The organism is Methylobacterium mesophilicum SR1.6/6, from assembly GCF_000364445.2.
Classification (GTDB): domain Bacteria; phylum Pseudomonadota; class Alphaproteobacteria; order Rhizobiales; family Beijerinckiaceae; genus Methylobacterium; species Methylobacterium mesophilicum_A.
The window spans coordinates 4,630,660-4,648,846 of the sequence record NZ_CP043538.1; the positions used below are offsets into that span (position 1 = coordinate 4,630,660).

Annotated in this window: 17 protein-coding genes; 10 read left to right on the forward strand and 7 right to left on the reverse strand. The window is 72.0% G+C overall.

The features are described from left to right. Window position 1: 1 nt before the first annotated feature. The 4 genes from puhE (at window position 2) to MMSR116_RS22030 (ending at window position 5,020) form a co-directional block, all read left to right on the forward strand. The gene (gene puhE / locus MMSR116_RS22015; RefSeq protein ID WP_010686348.1) at window positions 2-796 is read left to right on the forward strand and encodes a putative photosynthetic complex assembly protein PuhE; all 795 of its coding nucleotides are present in this window, start codon (window positions 2-4) and stop codon (window positions 794-796) included. Window positions 797-908: 112 nt separating this feature from the next. Further along, window positions 909-2,126, forward strand: a complete 1,218-nt coding sequence (gene hemA / locus MMSR116_RS22020; RefSeq protein WP_010686347.1) for a 5-aminolevulinate synthase — start codon at window positions 909-911, stop codon at window positions 2,124-2,126. A gap of 183 nt (window positions 2,127-2,309) precedes the next feature. Further along, window positions 2,310-3,320 carry a magnesium chelatase ATPase subunit I gene (gene bchI, locus MMSR116_RS22025; RefSeq protein ID WP_039894372.1) on the forward strand — a complete coding sequence of 337 codons (1,011 nt, stop codon included), beginning with the start codon at window positions 2,310-2,312 and terminating at the stop codon, window positions 3,318-3,320. Continuing rightward, window positions 3,317-5,020 (forward strand): magnesium chelatase subunit D, encoded by a 1,704-nt coding sequence (locus tag MMSR116_RS22030; protein ID WP_010686345.1) that lies wholly within the window; start codon window positions 3,317-3,319, stop codon window positions 5,018-5,020. Before bchI ends, MMSR116_RS22030 begins: the two co-directional genes overlap by 4 nt. 19 nt (window positions 5,021-5,039) lie before the next feature. Here MMSR116_RS22030 and MMSR116_RS31440 read toward each other — a convergent pair whose 3' ends face one another. Continuing rightward, a complete protein-coding gene (locus MMSR116_RS31440; protein ID WP_010686344.1) occupies window positions 5,040-5,186 on the reverse strand; it encodes a hypothetical protein in 147 nt (48 codons plus the stop codon). 210 nt (window positions 5,187-5,396) lie between these two features. On the opposite strand from MMSR116_RS31440, the gene bchO reads away from it, so the two are divergent. The 5 genes from bchO (at window position 5,397) to MMSR116_RS22055 (ending at window position 10,879) form a co-directional block, all read left to right on the forward strand. Continuing rightward, complete coding sequence (bchO, locus tag MMSR116_RS22035; RefSeq protein ID WP_010686343.1) at window positions 5,397-6,296, forward strand: alpha/beta fold hydrolase BchO; 900 nt, start codon at window positions 5,397-5,399, stop codon at window positions 6,294-6,296. A gap of 120 nt (window positions 6,297-6,416) precedes the next feature. Continuing rightward, window positions 6,417-7,202 carry a gamma-glutamyl-gamma-aminobutyrate hydrolase family protein gene (locus MMSR116_RS22040; protein ID WP_039894371.1) on the forward strand — a complete coding sequence of 262 codons (786 nt, stop codon included), beginning with the start codon at window positions 6,417-6,419 and terminating at the stop codon, window positions 7,200-7,202. Between the two features lie 298 nt (window positions 7,203-7,500). Continuing rightward, window positions 7,501-8,253, forward strand: a complete 753-nt coding sequence (gene gntA / locus MMSR116_RS22045) for a guanitoxin biosynthesis heme-dependent pre-guanitoxin N-hydroxylase GntA (protein ID WP_039894416.1) — start codon at window positions 7,501-7,503, stop codon at window positions 8,251-8,253. Window positions 8,254-8,273: 20 nt separating this feature from the next. Beyond that, complete coding sequence (locus MMSR116_RS22050; RefSeq protein WP_039894415.1) at window positions 8,274-8,870, forward strand: DUF1989 domain-containing protein; 597 nt, start codon at window positions 8,274-8,276, stop codon at window positions 8,868-8,870. A gap of 269 nt (window positions 8,871-9,139) precedes the next feature. Continuing rightward, a complete protein-coding gene (locus MMSR116_RS22055; protein WP_010686339.1) occupies window positions 9,140-10,879 on the forward strand; it encodes a methyl-accepting chemotaxis protein in 1,740 nt (579 codons plus the stop codon). Window positions 10,880-11,042: 163 nt separating this feature from the next. On the opposite strand, the gene MMSR116_RS22060 is transcribed toward MMSR116_RS22055, so the two are convergent. The 3 genes from MMSR116_RS22060 to MMSR116_RS22070 all read right to left on the reverse strand — a co-directional run bounded on the left by MMSR116_RS22060 (window position 11,043) and on the right by MMSR116_RS22070 (window position 13,903). Beyond that, window positions 11,043-12,296, reverse strand: coding sequence for a cytochrome P450 (locus MMSR116_RS22060; RefSeq protein ID WP_010686338.1), 1,254 nt, complete (start codon window positions 12,294-12,296; stop codon window positions 11,043-11,045). Between the two features lie 90 nt (window positions 12,297-12,386). After that, window positions 12,387-13,658, reverse strand: a complete 1,272-nt coding sequence (locus MMSR116_RS22065) for an NAD(P)/FAD-dependent oxidoreductase (protein ID WP_010686337.1) — start codon at window positions 13,656-13,658, stop codon at window positions 12,387-12,389. Next, the gene (locus MMSR116_RS22070) at window positions 13,658-13,903 is read right to left on the reverse strand and encodes a ferredoxin (RefSeq protein WP_010686336.1); all 246 of its coding nucleotides are present in this window, start codon (window positions 13,901-13,903) and stop codon (window positions 13,658-13,660) included. The genes MMSR116_RS22065 and MMSR116_RS22070 overlap by 1 nt, the downstream gene beginning before the upstream one ends. Before the next feature lie 294 nt (window positions 13,904-14,197). Between MMSR116_RS22070 and MMSR116_RS22075 the strand changes: the two genes are divergently transcribed. After that, on the forward strand, window positions 14,198-14,785 hold the full coding sequence (locus MMSR116_RS22075; RefSeq protein ID WP_010686335.1) for a hypothetical protein: 588 nt from the start codon (window positions 14,198-14,200) through the stop codon (window positions 14,783-14,785). Here MMSR116_RS22075 and MMSR116_RS22080 read toward each other — a convergent pair. The 3 genes from MMSR116_RS22080 to MMSR116_RS22090 form a co-directional block, all read right to left on the reverse strand. Further along, on the reverse strand, window positions 14,752-16,524 hold the full coding sequence (locus MMSR116_RS22080; RefSeq protein WP_010686334.1) for a class I adenylate-forming enzyme family protein: 1,773 nt from the start codon (window positions 16,522-16,524) through the stop codon (window positions 14,752-14,754). The two genes, MMSR116_RS22075 and MMSR116_RS22080, sit on opposite strands and share 34 nt — an antisense overlap. Then, window positions 16,521-17,291, reverse strand: coding sequence for an SDR family NAD(P)-dependent oxidoreductase (locus tag MMSR116_RS22085; protein WP_010686333.1), 771 nt, complete (start codon window positions 17,289-17,291; stop codon window positions 16,521-16,523). The genes MMSR116_RS22080 and MMSR116_RS22085 overlap by 4 nt, the downstream gene beginning before the upstream one ends. 100 nt (window positions 17,292-17,391) lie before the next feature. Further along, window positions 17,392-18,186 carry an SDR family NAD(P)-dependent oxidoreductase gene (locus tag MMSR116_RS22090; RefSeq protein WP_010686332.1) on the reverse strand — a complete coding sequence of 265 codons (795 nt, stop codon included), beginning with the start codon at window positions 18,184-18,186 and terminating at the stop codon, window positions 17,392-17,394. Window position 18,187: the final 1 nt, after the last annotated feature.

The window sequence follows — 18,187 nt, forward strand, 5'->3', positions numbered from 1 at the left end:
CATGGGGACCTACGCCGCCCCGGTGCTCTACGCGGTGCTGCTCTGGTGGTTCTCCACCGGGCTGATCCTGCTGCTCGACCACGCCCCGCGGCGGACGCATCCGTGGAGCATGGCCGGGGCGACGCTGCTGCTCGCCGTCGCCCTGGTGGCGATCCGCTCCAGCGCCGCCGACACGAGCGCGACGGGGGCCTACACGGCCTTCACGGCGGCGCTGATCGTCTGGGGCTGGCAGGAGATGAGCTACTACATGGGCTTCCTGTCGGGGCCCCGGCCGGTCGCCTGCGCGCCGGGGGTGCGGGGGGTCGACCGGTTTCTCGCGGCGCTCGCCACCAGCCTGTGGCACGAATTCGCCATCGTGGTCGGCGGCTTGGCCATCCTCGCGCTCGTCTGGGGCAGCCCCAACCGCTTCGCCCTGTGGACCTACGGCACTCTGGTGGTGATGAACCTCTCGGCCCGGCTCAACCTGTTCCTGGGGGTGCGCAATCTCCACGCCGAGTTCCTGCCGGACCATCTCGGCTATCTGGCCTGCTACCTGTCGCGCAAGCCGATGAACCTGTTGTTCCCGGTTTCGGTGAGCCTCGGGACCATCGCGGCGGCGCTGCTCGGGCGCGCGGCGCTCGGCGCCGACCTGCTGGAGCACGAGCTGATCGGCTTCACGGTGCTGGCGACCCTCACGGCGCTCGCCACCCTGGAGCACTGGTTCCTGATGCTTCCGCTGCCCTCGGCGGAGCTGTGGCGCTGGAGCCTGCCGGCGCGGGCGCCCGGGGAGGCGGCCAGAAAGCCGGATCGGGTGTAGGGCGAGGGATCACAGCCGGGCGATGCACGTCCACCAGTTTGGAACTGGTCTTGTGCGAAGTCCGGTGTCACAGGCGGGATCAACCCGCAGCGGGAATTCGGGGAGAGGCGACATGGACTACGAAAAGTTCTTCGGGGCTGAGATCGCCGGACTTCACCGGGAGGGCCGCTACCGGGTCTTCACCGACCTCGAGCGCCACGCGGGCAAATTCCCGCACGCCACGCACCACCATGCGGGCGGGACGCGGCCCGTGACGGTCTGGTGCTCCAACGACTATCTCGGCATGGGCCAGCACCCCACGGTCACCGGGGCGATGCACGAGGCCATCGACCGCTGCGGTGCCGGCGCCGGCGGCACCCGCAACATCTCGGGCACCAACCACTACCACGTGCTGCTGGAGCAGGAGCTCGCCGACCTCCACGGCAAGGAAGCGGCGCTGCTATTCACCTCCGGCTACGTGTCGAACTGGGCGGCACTGGGGACTCTGGCGTCGCGCCTGCCGAACTGCGCGGTCTTCTCCGATTCCGAGAACCACGCCTCGATGATCGAGGGCATCCGGTTCTCCCGCGCCGAGCGCCACATCTTCCGCCACAACGATCCCGAGGATCTGAACCGGAAGCTCGGCCTGATCGATCCGTCGCGGCCGAAGCTGGTGGCCTTCGAGTCGGTCTACTCGATGGACGGCGACATCGCGCCGATCGCCGAGATCTGCGACGTGGCCGAGGCCCACGGGGCGCTCACCTACCTCGACGAGGTTCACGCGGTCGGCCTCTACGGCGCCCGCGGCGGCGGCATCTCGGAGCGGGACGGCGTCGCCCACCGGCTCGACGTGATCGAGGGCACGCTCGGCAAGGCCTTCGCCGTGCACGGCGGCTACATCACGGCGTCCGAAAAGCTCTGCGACTTCGTGCGCAGCTTCGCCTCGGGCTTCATCTTCACCACCTCGCTGCCCCCCGCGGTGGCGGCCGGCGCGGCGGCGTCGATCCGCCACCTGAAGGCGAGCGGCGCCGAGCGTGCCCGGCATCAGGAGCGCGTCGCGAAGGTCCGCGAGGCCCTGGAGGCCGCCGACATCCCGACCATGCCGAACGACAGCCACATCGTGCCGGTGATGGTCTGCGACCCGGTGCTGTGCAAGGCGATCTCCGACACCCTGCTCGACGAGTTCGGCATCTACGTGCAGCCGATCAACTACCCGACGGTCGCCCGCGGCACCGAGCGCCTGCGGATCACCCCGTCACCGCTGCACACGGATGCCGACATCGCCCACCTGGTCGAGGCACTCTCGACGATCTGGGGACGGATCGGGCTGCGGCAGAAGGCGGCGGAGTAAGCGCACGCGGGGGTTCCCTTCTTCCACCCGCGCCCTCATCCTGAGGTGCCCGCGTCAGCGGGCCTCGAAGGAGGCCTCCAGCCATCGCACGTCTTCTGGAGGACTCCTTCGGGGCCTCCGCTGCGCTGCGGCACCTCAGGATGAGGGGGTGGGTTGGATGCCCCCGCAGCATCGAGTCATTGCGTGCCCACCTTCCCCTTCTCGGCCATTGTCGGCCAGGACGAGATGCGCCAGGCGCTGCTGATCGCGGCGGTGGATCCGGCCGTCGGCGGCGTGCTGGTCTTCGGCGACCGCGGCACCGGCAAGTCAACGGCGATCCGGGCGCTCGCCGCCCTGCTGCCGCCGATGCGGGCTGTCATCGGCTGCCCCTACAACTGCGATCCCGACAGCCCCGCCGAATCCTGCCCGCACTGCGCGGCGGGCGCCCCGCGCAAGAGTCATAAAAGGCCCGTGCCGGTCGTCGACCTGCCGCTGGGCGCCACCGAGGACCGGGTGGTCGGCACCCTGGACCTGGAGCGGGCGCTCGGCGCCGGCGTGAAGGCCTTCGAGCCCGGGCTGCTGGCCCGGGCCAACCGCGGTTTCCTGTATATCGACGAGGTGAACCTCCTCGAGGACCACCTCGTGGATCTCCTGCTCGACGTGGCAGCTTCCGGCGTCAACACGGTGGAGCGTGAGGGACTGTCCCTCCGTCATCCGGCGCGATTCGTGCTGGTCGGGTCGGGCAATCCGGAGGAGGGGGAGTTGCGCCCGCAGCTCCTCGACCGGTTCGGCCTCGCCTGCGAGGTCACGACCCCGAAGGACATCCCCACCCGGATCGCGGTGGTGCGCGCCCGCGACGCCTACGAGCGGGACCCTGCGGCCTTCTGCGCCGCCCAGGCCTCGGAGGATCGGAAGGTCCAGAAGCGGATCCTGCTGGCCCGGGAACGCCTGTCGTCCGTGCGCGTGCCGGACGCGGCCCTGGAACGCGCGGCGCGGCTCTGTCTCGCCCTCGGCACGGACGGCCTGCGCGGCGAGCTGACCCTGATGCGAACCGCCCGCGCCCTGGCGGCCCTCGACGGCGCGGAGGCGGTTACCGACGACCAGCTCCGCCGCATCGCGCCGGCCTCCCTGCGGCACAGGCTGCGCCGGAACCCGCTGGACGAATCCGGCTCCACGGCGCGGGTCGAACGGGCACTTGCCGAGGTGTTTGCGTGACGGGCACACCGCGCCTCCCTCTCGCAGGAGAGGGAGGCAGCGCGCCCGGCCGGTGGGAGGATGCCTGTCTCGCGGCCCGCCTGATCGCCGCCGACCCGCCCGCCTGCGGCGGCGCGGTGCTGCGCGCCGCCCCCGGGCCGGTCCGCGAGGGCTGGCTCGACATCCTGCGGGCGGCCATGCCGCCCGGAACGCCCTGGCGGCGGCTGCCCCCCGGCATCGGCGACGACGCCCTTCTCGGGGGCCTCGACCTCGCCGCGACCCTGGCGGCCGGTCGTCCGGTCCCGCGGGCCGGTCTTCTTTCGGAAGCCAATGGCGGGATCGTCGTGGTACCGATGGCGGAGCGCCTGCCCGCCGGCACCGCCTCCCGCCTCGCGGCTGCCCTGGACACCGGCGTCGTCTCGGACCGCCCGGCCCGCTTCGGCCTGATCCTGCTCGACGAGGGCGAGGCCGACGAGGCGATTGCCGAGGCCCTGGCCGACCGTCTCGCCTTCCGGCTCGACCTGGGCGGGCTCGGCCGCGCGGGGATGTCGGCCCGATCCCCGGAGCCGGAACGCGCTGACGGTCCTGCTGAGCCCGATCCGGCCGGCCGCCTCTGCGCCCTGGCCGAGGCCTTCGGCATCGCGTCGCTGCGCGGGCCGATCCTGGCGGCCCGCGTGGCACGGCTCCTCGCGGGCGAGAGATCGATCGGGCGGGCCGAGATCGTCGCGGCCGGACGCCTCGTCCTGGCGCCCCGGGCTACACGCCTGCCCGCCCCGGAGGACGGCGTGCCCGATACCGGGGACGGACCGCCCGCCGAGCCACCCGAGGAGCCTCCCGCCGAGTTGACGGATCCGGCTGCCGCCCAAGTGCCCGACGAGGTGGTTCTGGAGGCAGTACGCGCGGCGATCCCGCCGGACCTCCTCGACCAGTTGCTGTCCGGCCAGGCGCGCCTCGCGGGGGCGAAGGCCGGCCGGGTTGGCCAGATGGCGGCGGCCCGCACCGGGCGCCCGGTCGGCAGCCGGCGGGGCGATCCGCGGCGGGAGCGCCTGGACCTGCTCGCGACCTTGCGGGCGGCGGCGCCCTGGCAGGCCGTGCGACGGCGCGAGGAGGAGGCGCGCCGCATCGTGGTGCGGCGGGACGACCTGCGCGTCCGGATCCTGCGGCAGCGGACCGAGACCACGACGGTGTTCTGCGTCGATGCGTCGGGTTCGGCGGCCCTGGAGCGGCTGGCCGAAGCGAAGGGCGCCGTCGAGTTGCTGCTCGCCGAGGCCTATGTCAGGCGCGATCGGGTGGCTCTGGTGGCGTTCCGCGGAGTCGGCGCGGAGCTGATCCTGCCACCGACGCGCTCGCTGACCCGGGCCAAGCGCGGCCTCGCGGGGCTGCCCGGCGGCGGTGGGACGCCCCTCGCGGCGGGGATCGATGCTGCGGTGGCGGTGGCGCTCGGCGTGCGCCGGGGCGGCAGCCGGCCGGCGATCGTGCTGCTCACGGACGGCCGCGCCAATGTCGGGCGGTCGGGCGAGGGCGGGCGCGGCCAGGCTGGAACGGAAGCGCTGCAGGCAGCCCGCACGTTGCGCGCAGCCGGACTTTCGTCCCTGGTGATCGACACCGGAAACCGGGGCGAAGAGGCCCGGACGGTGGCGGACGCGATGGGGGCCCGCTACCTGAGATTACCGCGCGCCGATGCGGGTCAGCTCAGCGCGGCGGTCCGGGCGGCGCTCTGAGGGCCGCGACGGAACGACCTCAGAGGTCGCCGCTGATCCCCAGATCGGCGAGGCGCTGGTGGTGCGAGAGCCAAGCGTTCAGCATGTCGCGGAGGACGGAACCGAAGCTCCAGTTGCCGTCAGCCGGGGCGGCGATGTTCTGGGTCGAGGAGGTGAAGAGGATCATGGCCTGCTCCAAAGTTGGGCGATGCGTCTTGTTCTTGTGCGGTCGAGATATGCTCATTCTGCCGCATCGCAGCAATCGGTCCGCGCTCAGCGGTGGCATGCGGTCTCCGCATGGGATTGTTGAGAGTTACGAAATACTTCCGTGGCTGCACGATAGCACCGTCTCATGGCCCGGACGGGTCCATTATGATGCACTGCGGGAGACACTGGCGTGTTGAATCCGTTCGACCCCGACCGGCCCGATTGGGCGCGTGAGGGCCGGGACTGGCCGCATCGGGACGCGAGCCGCTTCGTCGAGGCGTCGGGCCTGCAATGGCACGTCCAGGAATTCGGCCGCCCGGAGGCGCCAACGCTGCTGCTGCTCCACGGCACCGGGGCGGCGACCCATTCCTGGCGCGCCCTGGCGCCGCTGCTGGCCCGGGACTTTTTCGTTATCGCCCCGGATCTTCCCGGCCACGGCTTCACAGACCCGCTCCCCGACCGTGACCTGTCGCTGCCCGGCATGGCCCGCGCCGTGGCGGGTCTCGTGGAAGCGCTGGGCCGCCCGCCGGTCTTGGCGGCCGGTCACTCGGCGGGCGCGGCCGTGCTGGCGCGCATGTGCCTCGACGGAGCCATCGCGCCCCAGCTGCTGGCGGCCTTCAACGGAGCGCTCGCGCCGCTGCCGGGTGCGGCCAACCTGCTGTTCCCCAGCATGGCGCGGCTCCTGTTCCTCAATCCCTTCACCCCGAAGGTCTTCGCTTGGACGGCGGACCGGTCGGCCGCGAAGCGGCTCATCGAGGGGACCGGCTCCCGCCTCGACCCGCAGGGGGTCGAGCTCTACCGGCGGCTCTTCGCCCGGGCGGGCCACGTCCGCGGGACGCTCGGCATGATGGCGAACTGGGACCTCGCCGGGCTCTACGGTGCCTTGCCGGGGCTCGCGACCCGCACCCTGCTGATCGTCGGCGGCGACGATCGGGCGATCCTGCCGGACACTGCCTTCACGGTGCGCGACCGCCTGCCCGACGCCCGGGTCGCGCTGATCCGCGGTCTCGGCCACCTCGCGCACGAGGAGGCGCCGGAGCGCGTGGCGGACGAGCTGCTCAAGGAGGCGCGGGCGGTCGGCATCCTGTGATCCCGGGCCGGCCGGAGCCAGCGCATGTCAGAGGGCGTCGCATGTCCCATCGGGACTGGCGCCCGGTTTGCCTGGGCTTTAGAGCCTGCGGCGGAACCGGACCTGGGAGCAGTCGAGACGATGACGAGACCCGTAATCGGCGTCATCGGGAACGCGCGTCTGATCGACAACCGGTTTCCGGCGCAGATTGTCGGCGAGAACAACATGCGCGCCGTGGCGCACGTGGCCGGTGCCCTGCCGCTGATGTTCGCCGCCACCCCGGCAGCGACCGATCTCGGCGATCTTCTCGACACCGTGGACGGCATCCTGCTCACCGGCGGCCGCGCCAACGTTCACCCGACCCGGTTCAACGCCGAGCCCTGCGCGGCGCACGAGCCCTACGACGAGGATCGCGACGCGGTGGCGCTGCCGCTGGTCGAGGCGTGCGTGGCGCGGGGCGTGCCGCTGTTCGGCATCTGCCGGGGCTTCCAGGAGATGAACGTCGCCTTCGGCGGCAGCTTGCACCCGGAGATCCGCACCCTGCCCGGGCGACTCAACCACCGCATGCCGCGCCTGGAGAACGGCGAGATCCATCCGGACCTTGAGGTGATCTTCGCCGACCGCCACGCGGTCCGCCTGACGCCCGGCGGCGCCTTCGCCCGCCTGCTGGGACGCGAGACGATCCGGGTGAACTCCCTGCACGGCCAGGGCATCCTGGAGCCGGGCGCGCGGATCGTGATCGAGGGGGTCGCCGAGGACGAGACGATCGAGGCGATCCGCGTCCGCGATGCCGCGGGCTTCGCGCTGGGCGTGCAGTGGCACGCGGAGCACGATCCGGCCACGAACCCGATCAACCGTGCCCTGTTCGAGGCATTCGGGAGCGCCGCGGCAGCGCACCACGGGGCGCGGTCCGCCAGCCGCGGCTGATCCGCGCTCTTGGCGGGTCAAGGCTGAACTTCAGGCTCCTGATGCGACAGCACAGACGCGACTTTCCGCCAGCCGGATCCAGTTTTTTGTGGCTTAACATATGTTTTTTGTCGACTTATCGACAGATAAAGCGCTTCCGGAATGGCCGGATATCTTGCGTGCGCGCCGGTGGAGCCACGTTCTCCCCGGACGACCTGTCGCAGGTCGGAACGGCATCTGCCCCATGAGGTTCCCGGAGTCCCGCATGGCGGCTGCCCTCTTCCCGGGCACCCCTGCGCAGAACACGGGCACCGACCGCATGCAGTTTCCCCGCGACGACCGAGAGCACCCCCGTGCCGAGGCCTTCCGCGACTTCATCCGGAACCCGCCGTTTCCCTGCGTGGGCGCCAAGTCCGCACTGTCACGCGGCCGTATGCGGATCGTCGTCGCGAGGGACATCACCTCGGGCTGGGACGACATGCGCATCTACCCGGCGCTGCTCGCCTTCGTGGCGCAGTACCGGGCGCAGCCCGACCTGTTCCAGAGCTTCGCGGTCGTCTTCGAGGGGCCCGGCGACCTCTCGGAAGAGGCCTTCGAGGAAAATCTCTGGGCGCGGGCGCAATCCCTGACCGACAAGGATGCCTGGCTCGGCCAGCCGCACGACGCGCGCGTGGCGGACGATCCCGACAACCCGCACTTCTCCTTAAGCTTCGGCGGTGAAGCCTTCTTCGTGGTCGGGCTGCACCCGAACGCGAGCCGGCCGGCGCGGCGCTTCTCCTCGCCGGTCCTGGTCTTCAACCTGCACGCGCAGTTCGAGCGGTTGCGCGCGGAGGGCCGCTACGAGAAGCTGCGCGCCTCGATCCTGGAGCGCGACCAGGCCCTCGCGGGCAGCGTGAACCCGATGCTGGCGCGTCACGGCGAGGCTTCGGAGGCGCGGCAGTACAGCGGCCGCGTGGTCGGCGCTGACTGGCGCTGCCCCATGCAGGGCCGCCCGGCGCCCGTACCCGAAGCCGACACGTGGCATCCGCCGGCCTCTCTCCTTGATCACACCCTGCCGGGACACGGAGCCTGAGACGATCGATGAAGCCCGCCATGAACCGAGCGGACGTGCAGCGCATCGAACCGCGCTCCGGCGTCGCCTTCACTCTCGACAGGGGGCAGCGCCTGACGGTGATCGATCCGCGCGGCGAGCAGGTCGCCGACCTCGTGGCCTATAATCGCCACGACACCGGCGAGGTGATCTCCTCCGGGCGGACCCTCGACTACGCGAGCAAGATCTATCTCACCACCGGCGACCCGCTCTACTCGAACCGGTCGAACGTGCTCCTGCGCATCGTCGAGGACACGGTCGGGCGGCACGACTTCCTGCTGACGCCCTGCTCGGCCGACACGTTCCGGATCATCTACGGCGACACCGACCCGCATCGTGGCTGCTTCGGCAACCTCGCTGCGGCCCTCGCTCCCTACGGCATCGCGCCGGACGCGATCCCGGTGGCGTTCAACTGCTTCATGAACGTGCCGATTGATGGCAGAACCGGGGCACTCACGGTCGAGCCGCCCCTCAGCCGGGCCGGCGACCGGATCGTGTTCGTGGCCGAGGCCGACCTGATCATCGGTCTGACCGCGTGCTCGGCGTTGCAATCCAACAACGGCAGCTTCAAGCCGATCGACTTCCGGGTCGACGACTAACTGGCACAGATACTTCTCCGCTACATCGCCCATCTCGCATAGTCAGCTTAGGAGAATAAGGCCTGCCATCGCCCGATCGATCGGACGCCGAGAGTAGATCACTCGGCTCGCGACGCGATCAATCGACGAATGTTTGTCATTTACTAACCTTATAACGGGACACTGGCACGGCACAGCGCGGTCGGCGCGGGACGTACACGCAGACCGACCGATGCCCGATCCGCTGCCGCCCTGTCGGCAGCCCACGCCATCTCGCATTCGGTACCCGGATGACCCCCACATCAGACCACCGCCCGCCCGCCGGACTCCGCGCGCCGTGGCGCGAACTCGCGCACGTGAAGCTGTCCCACAAGCTCGCCGCCGTGATGGCCCTGGTGGTGCTGGCCGTGGGCGCCCTGAGCGCCCTGAGCTTCTTCGACACCCGCGAGTCGGCGCTCGAGGACCGCGCACTGATGACGAAGCGCCTGACGGAGGTCACCCACAGCCTGCTGGCGCACTACGAGGCGCTCGCGACCGCGGGCCAGATGCCGCTGCCCGAGGCGCAGAAGGCCGCCCTGTCGGCGATCACCGCCCTCCGGTTCGGCCAGGAGGATTACTTCTTCGTCCTCGATACCGAGGGCCGGCTCGTCGCCAACGCCTTCAACGCCAAGAATGTCGGCAAGCAGGTGCAGGACCAGACCGACGTCCCGGGCGGCAAGCGCTACTTCGCCGAGATGGTCGAGACCGCCAAGCGCGACGGGTCCGGCTTCGTCGAGTACCTGAAGCCGCGCCCGGGCGGGACGGTGCCGGTGGAGAAGATCGCCAGCGTCCAGCTCTTCAAGCCGTGGGGCTGGATCGTGGCCACGGGCCTCTACCTCGACGACGTGCACGCGGCGGTGCGCGCCCGCGCGCTGACCAACGCCCTCTGGGCCGCGGGCCTCGCGCTCCCGGTCCTGGCCCTGCTCGCGCTCATCGGCAACAGCCTGTCGCGCCCGATCGTGCGCCTCACCGCGGCCATGCGCGGCCTCGTCGGCGGCGACCTGTCGGCCGCCGTCCCGGACCGGGCGCGCGGCGACGAGGTCGGCGCCATGGCCCGCGCGGTCCAGGTCTTCAAGGAGGCGCTGATCGCCAAGCGCGACGCCGAGGCGGCCGCGGTCGCGGAGAACGCCGCGAAGATGCGCCGCGCCCGGGTGCTCGACGAGATCACCGCCCGCTTCGACGCGCAGGTGAGCACGCTCACGCAGGGTCTGTCGTCGGCCTCCGTCGAGATGGAGGCCACCGCCCGGGAGATGACCCGCACGGCCGCGCGCACCACCGAGCAGTCCGGGCGCGTGGCCGCCGTCTCGCAGCAGACCTCGGGCAACGTCCAGACCGTCGCGGCGGCGAGCGAGGAGATGGCGGCCTCGATCCACGAGATCGCGGCCCGCGTGGCACAATCCTCCATGATGGCCGACCGGGCGAGCACGGATGTCGCCCGGACGAACGAACTCATGCAGGTCCTGTCCAGGGGGACGGATCAGATCAGCGAGGTGATGGGCCTGATCGCCGGGATCGCCGGCCAGACCAACCTGCTCGCCCTCAACGCGACCATCGAGGCCGCCCGGGCGGGCGAGGCCGGCAAGGGTTTTGCCGTGGTGGCGGGCGAGGTGAAGGCGCTGGCGGCGCAGACCGCCAAGGCCACGGAGACGATCGCCGGCCAGATCGCGGCGATCCAGAGCGAGACACGCAACGCCGTCGAGTCCATGCGGGCGATCGGGGGCACGATCGACGAGATGCGCACGGTCGCGCTGGGCGTGGCCGCCGCCATGGAGGAGCAGGGCGCGGCGACGAGCGAGATCGTCCGGAACGTCACGCAGGCGGCCGAGGGGACGCGGGCGGTCAGCACCGACATCGCCGACGTGCGGGCGGCCGCCGGCGAGACCGGTGCGGCCTCGGGCCAGGTCCTGAGCGCGGCCCAGGAATTGGCGCGGTGCTCCACGAGCCTCGGCCAGGAGGTGACGACCTTCCTGGCGGCGGTGAAGGCCGCCTGAGCCGAAGCGACGCCCAATCCGGAGTGGCGGACGGCCCGAATTGCGGGATCGACGATCCGCGCCACCGAAACCGAAACGCGGCGGCGGCCGAAGGCCGTCCCCTGGCACCACCGGGCCGGCCGGGCGGCGGCTTCCACGCGTCAGAAGCCAGGGCGACGTTTCGTTAGGCGATTCCGTCGATCGCCACCCGAAGGTGCTCCGGCCCGCGCAAGGCTGCGCCCTGCCGGTAGGGCGGCGGATCCTCGATGAGGCGCGGCGCCTTCAGTCGCGCGGCCAGGGCGGTGAGCGCCGCCTCGGCCTCGAACCGGGCGAGCGGCGCCCCGACGCAATAGTGCAGGCTGCCGCCGAAGCCGAGATGGCGGATCCCCGTGCGGTCCGGATCGAACCGGTCCGGGTCCGGAAAGACCGCCTCGTCGCGGTTGCCGGCTGCCAGCAGCAGCACGAGGTCGGCGCCCTCGGGGATCGTGACCCCCGCGATGTCGATGGGCGACAGCGTCCGGCGGGTCCGGAACTGCACCGGCGGCTCGTAACGCAGCAATTCCTCGATCAGCCGCGGCGCGCGGAGCGGGTCCCCGCGCAGGCGCTCCAGTTCGCCCGGGTGCCGCAGCAGGGTGAGAAGGCCGTTGGTGATCAGGTTCACGGTGGTCTCGTGACCGGCCACCAGCATGAGGATCGAGGTGGCGATCAGGTCGTAATCGCCCATCTTCACCCCCGCCGGGGTGGCGTGGTTGGCGAGCCCCGAGAGCATGTCGTCCTGCGGGTGCTTGCGCTTCTCCCGGATCAGGTCGCCCATGTAGCCACCGATCGCGTCGAAGGTCCGGCTGTTCTTCGCGCGGGTCTCGGGATCGGAGAGGCTGTCGGGCTCGAGGGCCGTGGCGAGTTGCGTCGCCCAGCCGTGGAATTTCGGCTCGTCCTCCCGCGGGACGCCGAACAGCTCGCAGATCACGGTGACGGGAAGCGGGTAGGCGAGGTCGTCGACGGCGTCGATCTCCCGGGCGCCGCATTTCTCGTTGAGCAGATCGGCGACGAGCCGGTCGGAGCGGGTCCGCATCGCCTGGACGCGCTCGCGGCTGAACTGGTGCATCACGGCCGAACGCAGGGCGTCGTGGTCCGGCGGGTCGCGGAAGATGAAGACCCGATGACGGTCCATCATCCAGTCCTTGAGCGGCTTGACGATCAGGTCGGTGAGCGGGTTGCCGGTGCGCGGACGGTCGGCCGGAGGTAGGGTGTCGGAGCTGACCCGCGGATCCTGCAGCAGGCTCGCGATGGTGCCGTGGGTTGCAGCCACCCAGGTTCCTTCGTCGGTGCCGTCGTCCTGGCGTGAGACCGGGTCTTCCCGCAGCTTGGCATAGACCGGGTAGGGGTTCGCCCGATTGGCGAAATCCTTGACCTGGTCGAGGAGCGTGGCGTCGGGCATGCGGTCTCCTTAAAGCGCTCTCCGCCGATGTAGATGTCGGTTCGGTGCAAGAGGGCGCATCGCAACAAGAACTGAGAGCCGGGCCCGGCGCTAAGGGAAACCGGGTTCGAAGATCTCGATGCCCTTCGGCCGGTCCGTGGCGGTGCCGCGGGGCGGGAACGGCGCGCCGGCGGCGACCAGTTCGGCATAGGCCGGCAGCCAGCGGGCAGAATCCACCGACACCGCCGCGATGCACCGCCCGGCCCGGCCGTAGAGGGCGACGAAGCGGCCGGCGGCCGGATCGCCCTGAGTGATCGCCACCGTATCGGCGCCCTCGGTGAGGCCGGCGGATTTCACGACCAGATCGCCCTGCGTCGACCAGAACGTCGGCAGGGCCCCGTAGGGCCCATTGGAAGGCGTCCCGGCGAGCAGACGGCCCGCATGGACGCCCTGCGCCACCGCGTGGCTCCAGTGCTCCAGCGCCACGCGCCGGCCCTCGTAGAGCGGATGGGGGAACCGGGCGACATCCCCTGCCGCGGTGATGTGCGGGTCGGGCCGTCCCTCCGTGTCGAGGACGCGGCCGTCCGCGTCGCAATCGACGCCGCCCGGATCCGCCGACAGGCCGGACCCGTCGAGCCACTCGGTGTTGCGCACGGCGCCGAGCGCGATGACGGCGAGATCGGCGTCGATCCGTCCGCCATCGACGAGGTGGGCGCGCACCAGCCGGCCGCCCTCGTCCTCCAGCCACTCGACCTCGCTGCCGCAGCGCAGCTCCACCCCGTGTCCCTCGTGGATCGCCCCGATGAACCCTCCGACGGTGCGGCCGAGGACGCGGGCCAGGGGCGTGGGGCCGGGCTCGACCAGGGTAACCGGCAGACCGAGTTGCCGGCACAGGCTTGCGACCTCGCAGCCGATGAAGCCGCCGCCGATCACCAGCACGCGCCGCGGGCCCGCCGCCAGGGCTTGCCGCAGGGCCCTGGCGTCGTCGCGCCCGCGCAGGGTGAAGACGCCGGCGAGGCGTCCTTCATGTGGATTTGGCCACGGACGGGCGCGGGTGCCGGTGGCGATGAGCAGGCGATCGTAGGGAAGGCTGCGCCCGTCCGCGAGGTGAACGGCGTGGGCTGCCCGGTCGAGGCGTACGGCTGCGCTGCCGAGTTGCCAGTCGGCATCGAGCCCGTGGCTGCCCGGCAGGGTGGTGGCGTCCGCAGGTGTCGCGCCGGTGAGGACGTGCTTCGAGAGCGGCGGCCGGTCGTACGGGTGGTAGGGCTCGTCGCCGACGATCGTCAGCGTGCCGGAGAAGCCCGTCTCCCGCAGCGCCTCCGCGCCGCGGAGCGCTGCGAGGCCGGCGCCCACGATCAGGACGCGCCCGGACGTCTGCGCCATCAGGCGCCCCGCCCCGGATCCTCGACCCGGATCGCCTGAACCGGGCAGGCCACGCGCGCCCGCTCGATGTCGTCGCGATCCTGTGCGGCAGGCGCGGGGTCGTAGAAGAGGGCCTCGTGTCCCTCGATGCGGAAGTGCCGCGGCGCCGCGTAGCAGCACTGGGCGTAGGCTTGGCACAGGTTGAGATCGACGCTCACCCGCAGGCCGGGCGGGGAGCCGGAGGACGCATCGGCAGGGATGGACATGGCGAGGCAACCGTCCGGGGGGCCGCGAGTTCCGGGGCGGCGGATCCGCCCGGCCGGCGGGGAGGCATCCGAAGGGCGCAGGCTTCGGTCTGACCTTTTGGCCAGGATTCGTCGGGGCTTCCGCGCGCCGCGGGTTGGCGCGCTGATGAAGAGGGGCGGGGCGACACCGGTATTAAACGTGTCTCGCTCTTTCGCGGGGAAAAGAAGCGGCGGAATTCCCCTCCGGGGCGGTTCGATCTATTGTCCCTTCGCCCCGCGGACCTGTCCGAAACGCCGCGATCCCAGGAGGGCGCCATGCCGTACGGTGTGCGAACGAGCCTCGTCGCCCTCATCCTGGCCCTCGGGCTCGGCGGCGCATCCGCCGAACCGGCACCCGGTACCACCTGGACGGATCCTCCCGCGCACAAGCCGGCTGCCGAGAAGGCTCCGGCCGCGGATCGGAAGGCCGCATCAACGCCGACTGCGTCGACTCCCGCCGCCTCCGATACCCGTCCGGCGCCCGCGGTTCGGAAGGCCGTTGCCGCGCGCCGCGCGCCGGAGCGGAGCGCGGCGCGCCGCCCGTCACCGGCCGCCAAGCGACTCGCCAGCGCGCCACGCCGCGCCCGCCTCGCGGCGGCGCCGGCTCGGCCGCTCCGCAACAGCCCGCAGATCGTCGCCGACGCGCCGTCCCCGGTCGCACCCGTGGAGGGTTACGCGCGGTACCGGGCCTACGGCTACGGGCCGGGCTACGGCTATGCACCGGGCTACGGCGACGAGCGCCTGGATCGCCTGAGCAGCGCGCAGGCGGCCGGCTACCTCGTGGTGCGCCGCCGGACGGTCCAGTTCCCCGACGGGCGGACGCTACGGGTCTACCGCCCGGACGACGAGGGCGAGCCGTTCTGATCTGACGTCTCCGCGAACACCGCGCGCAGGGGCGTGCGCAGGATCTTCCCGGCCGGATTACGCGGCAGGAGTCCGTCCCAGATCACGATCCGCACCGGCACCTTGAACGCCGCGAGCCGCTCCGCCGCGAAGGCGCGGATCTCGGCCGCGCTGGTGCCCGCGCCCTCCGCCAGGGTCACGATCGCGCCGGGCTCCTCGCCCAGCGTCGGATGGGGCACCGGCAGAACCACAGCGTCGACCACGTCCGGGTGCGCGAAGAGGGCGTTCTCGACCTCGCAACAGTAGATGTTCTCGCCGCCGCGGATCAGCATGTCCTTGATCCGGTCGACGATGGTCAAGAAGCCCTCCTCGTCGGCGCGGGCGAGGTCGCCGGTGCGCAGCCAGCCCTCGGAGAGAACCTCCGCGGTGGCCTTGGGGTCGTCCCAATAGCCGCGGACCACGTTCGGACCCTTCACGCAGAGCTCGCCGACCTGGCCCGGCGGCAGCGCGTCCCCGAGGGAGTCGACGATCCGCACCTCGCAGACCGGCAGGGGCGGTCCGCAGGAGTCCGGGTGGGCGAGGTAATCTTCGCCCTGGTGATGGGTGAAGGTCGCCGAGGTCTCGGTCATCCCCCAGCCGGTGCCCGGGACGACCCGCGGCAGGGCCTCGCCCAGCGCCCGGACGAGGTCGCCGGCGGCCGGCGCGCCGCCGTAGGTGACGCCCTCGAGGGTGGGCAGGGGGCGGCCGGCCTCCCGGGCCGCGGTGGCGAGCTGCCACGCGATGGTCGGGACGCCACCCGCGCTGGTGCAGCCCTCCCGCTCGATCAGATCGAGGGCCGCGCCCGCGTCCCAGCGGTGCATCATCACCAGCCGGTGGCCGCCGTAGAGGGCGGCCCCCAAGCTCGCGTGGCAGCCGGTGACGTGGAACAGCGGGATCACGAGCAGCGCGGCCCGCTGCGGCGCGGTCGGGTCGGGCTTCGGCGGCGCCTCGCCCCGGCGCAGGGCGCTGCGCGCCGCCGAGTAGGGGTAGGCCATCACCGTAGTGGCGGCCGCCCGGTGCGTGCCGACCGCTCCCTTGGGCTTGCCGGTCGTGCCCGAGGTGTAGAACAGGGTCGCGTCGTCCTCCGGGTCGAGGGCGACATCCGGCAGGGGCAGGTCGGACAGGCCGCCCCAGTCCCGGACCGGCCCGATGATGTCGGCCAGCGGCGTCGCCCGCGAATCCGGCGCCATCCGGGTGGTGAGGACCCGCTCCAGGGCCAAGCATTCGGGCAGGTGAGGGGCGAGCCGGGCAAAGCGCTCGCCGTCGGCGATCAGCACCCGCGCCCCCGAATGCTGAAGGCCGTAGGCCAGTTCGGGCCCGGTCCACCACGCGTTGAGCGGCGTCGCGATCGCCCCGGCGAGCAGCGCGCCGAAATAGCTCACCGGCCATTCGGGCAGGTTGCGCTGTGCGATGGCGACCCGGTCGCCCTTGCGTATGCCGGCCTCGACAAGAGCCCGCGCCACGGCGGTGGCGGCGCGGGCGAAGCCCGTGAAGGTCACGCGCTCGTCCTGGTAGACCACGAAGGTCTTGTTCCCATGGCCCCGGGCGATCCGGAACAGGTCGCCGAGCGTCGGCGGGGCCTTCTCCCAGATCCGGGTCGGCACGCCCCGGATCGGCACCGTGCCGACGGCGAAGGGCGCCCCTGAGGCGGTGAGCCGCGCCTCGGCCTCGCGGAAGGGGAGGGCCGGCCAGCCGGCGGGAATGCGGGGATCGGGGCTCATCGGGCGATGGTCACGCCGCCGTCGACGACGAGCGCCTGCCCGGTCACGAATTGGCCCGCCGCCGAGGCCAGGAACACCGCCGCGCCGGCGATTTCGTCGGGCTCGCCGATCCGGCGCAGGGGCGCAGCGTCCGTGGTGGCGGCCAGCATCGCGGGATCCTCCCACAGAGCCCGGGCGAAGTCGGTGCGGATCAGCCCCGGGCAGAGGCAGTTCACCCGCACGTTGGCGGGGCCGTACTCCACCGCGTAGTTGCGGGCGAGTTGGAGGTCGGCGGCCTTCGAGACGTTGTAGGCGCCGATCACCGGCGAACCCTTCAGCGCCCCGATGGAGGAGACAATGACGATCGCGCCGTCCCGCCGCGCCACCATGCCGGGGGCGACCATCTGGATCAGCCAGTGGTTCGACAGGACGTTGTTCTCGAGGATCTTTCGGAATTGCGCGTCGGAGATGCCGGCCAGCGGCCCGTAATAGGGGTTGCTGGCGGCGTTGCAGACCAGCACGTCGACCGGGCCGAGCCGGCTCTCGGTCTCGGCGACGAGGTGTTCCAGCTCCTCCTTGACCGAGATGCTGGCGGGAATCGCCACCGCCCGACCCGCGCCGTGCGCGGCCTCGATCTCGGCGACGACCGCGTCGCAGGCCTCGCGCTTGCGCGAGGAGATCACCACCCGGGCGCCATGCTCGGCCATTCGCACGGCGATCGCCCGCCCGATGCCCCGGGAGGAGCCGGTGATGAGGGCGACCTTGCCGGTCAGGTCGAACAGGGACATGGGCTAGACCTTCTCACCGGAGAAGCGCGGATCCCGCACCAGCCCCGCCGTCCCGGGGCGCGGCAGGCGAGGCCGATAAGACGGGCTGGGAGGGGGCGGGTCACAGATCATCGGCCGCCCCCTGCTCCGCCCGCATCGACCGGCGCAGCCGCGCCATGCCGGCGAGCCAGCGCTCGGGATCCTCGGCCCGGCGGCGGGCGTATTCCGCCACCTGCGGATGCGGCAGGATCAGGAAGCGCCCCCCCGCCAGTCCGTCGAAGGCGACCTCGGCCACGACGTCCGGCGCCAGCACACCGTCGCGCGACGCGGCGCTGGCGGCCCCCAGCATGGCGGTGTCGACGCCCTGCGGGCACAGGGCCGCGACCCGGATCCCGTCCGCCTCATGGGCGATGGCGAGATGCTCCAGGAAGGCGAGCGCCGCGTGCTTGGTCGCCGAGTAGGTGGCGCTGCCGATCTGGCTGAGCAGCCCCGCCGCCGAGACCGTGCCGAGAAACGCGCCCCCGCCCCGGGCGCACCAGAGCGGGACCAGCACCCGCGCCGCATGGACGTGGCCCATCACGTTCACCGCCCAGGCGCGCGCCCAGCTCTCCGGGTCGGCGGAGGTGGCGAGATCCGGATCGGGGTCGCGCTCCAGGATGCCGGCGTTGGAGCAATAGAGCGCGATCGGGCCGATCTCAGCCTCGATGCGCGCCAGGATCGCGGCGACTGCCGCCGCGTCGCCCACGTCGAGCGCGAAGGCCCGCCCGCCGAGTTCCGCCGCCACGGCCTCCGCCCCGGCGCCGTCGCGGTCGAGGGCCACGACCGTCGCGCCCCTTGCCTTGGCCGCGACCGCGAGCGCCCGGCCGATGCCCCGGGCGGCCCCCGTGACGGCGACGACGCGGCCGACGCACTCCATG

Excerpts from the sequence above, each read along its gene's own strand:
- puhE (WP_010686348.1), top strand. The coding sequence starts at position 2 with ATGGGGACCTACGCCGCCCCGGTGCTCTACGCGGTGCTGCTCTGGTGG.
- hemA (WP_010686347.1), top strand. The coding sequence starts at position 909 with ATGGACTACGAAAAGTTCTTCGGGGCTGAGATCGCCGGACTTCACCGG.
- MMSR116_RS31440 (WP_010686344.1), bottom strand. The coding sequence starts at position 5,186 with ATGATCCTCTTCACCTCCTCGACCCAGAACATCGCCGCCCCGGCTGAC.
- MMSR116_RS22040 (WP_039894371.1), top strand. The coding sequence starts at position 6,417 with ATGACGAGACCCGTAATCGGCGTCATCGGGAACGCGCGTCTGATCGAC.
- gntA (WP_039894416.1), top strand. The coding sequence starts at position 7,501 with ATGCAGTTTCCCCGCGACGACCGAGAGCACCCCCGTGCCGAGGCCTTC.
- MMSR116_RS22050 (WP_039894415.1), top strand. The coding sequence starts at position 8,274 with ATGAACCGAGCGGACGTGCAGCGCATCGAACCGCGCTCCGGCGTCGCC.
- MMSR116_RS22055 (WP_010686339.1), top strand. The coding sequence starts at position 9,140 with ATGACCCCCACATCAGACCACCGCCCGCCCGCCGGACTCCGCGCGCCG.
- MMSR116_RS22060 (WP_010686338.1), bottom strand. The coding sequence starts at position 12,296 with ATGCCCGACGCCACGCTCCTCGACCAGGTCAAGGATTTCGCCAATCGG.
- MMSR116_RS22065 (WP_010686337.1), bottom strand. The coding sequence starts at position 13,658 with ATGGCGCAGACGTCCGGGCGCGTCCTGATCGTGGGCGCCGGCCTCGCA.
- MMSR116_RS22070 (WP_010686336.1), bottom strand. The coding sequence starts at position 13,903 with ATGTCCATCCCTGCCGATGCGTCCTCCGGCTCCCCGCCCGGCCTGCGG.
- MMSR116_RS22075 (WP_010686335.1), top strand. The coding sequence starts at position 14,198 with ATGCCGTACGGTGTGCGAACGAGCCTCGTCGCCCTCATCCTGGCCCTC.
- MMSR116_RS22080 (WP_010686334.1), bottom strand. The coding sequence starts at position 16,524 with ATGAGCCCCGATCCCCGCATTCCCGCCGGCTGGCCGGCCCTCCCCTTC.
- MMSR116_RS22085 (WP_010686333.1), bottom strand. The coding sequence starts at position 17,291 with ATGTCCCTGTTCGACCTGACCGGCAAGGTCGCCCTCATCACCGGCTCC.
- MMSR116_RS22090 (WP_010686332.1), bottom strand. The coding sequence starts at position 18,186 with ATGGAGTGCGTCGGCCGCGTCGTCGCCGTCACGGGGGCCGCCCGGGGC.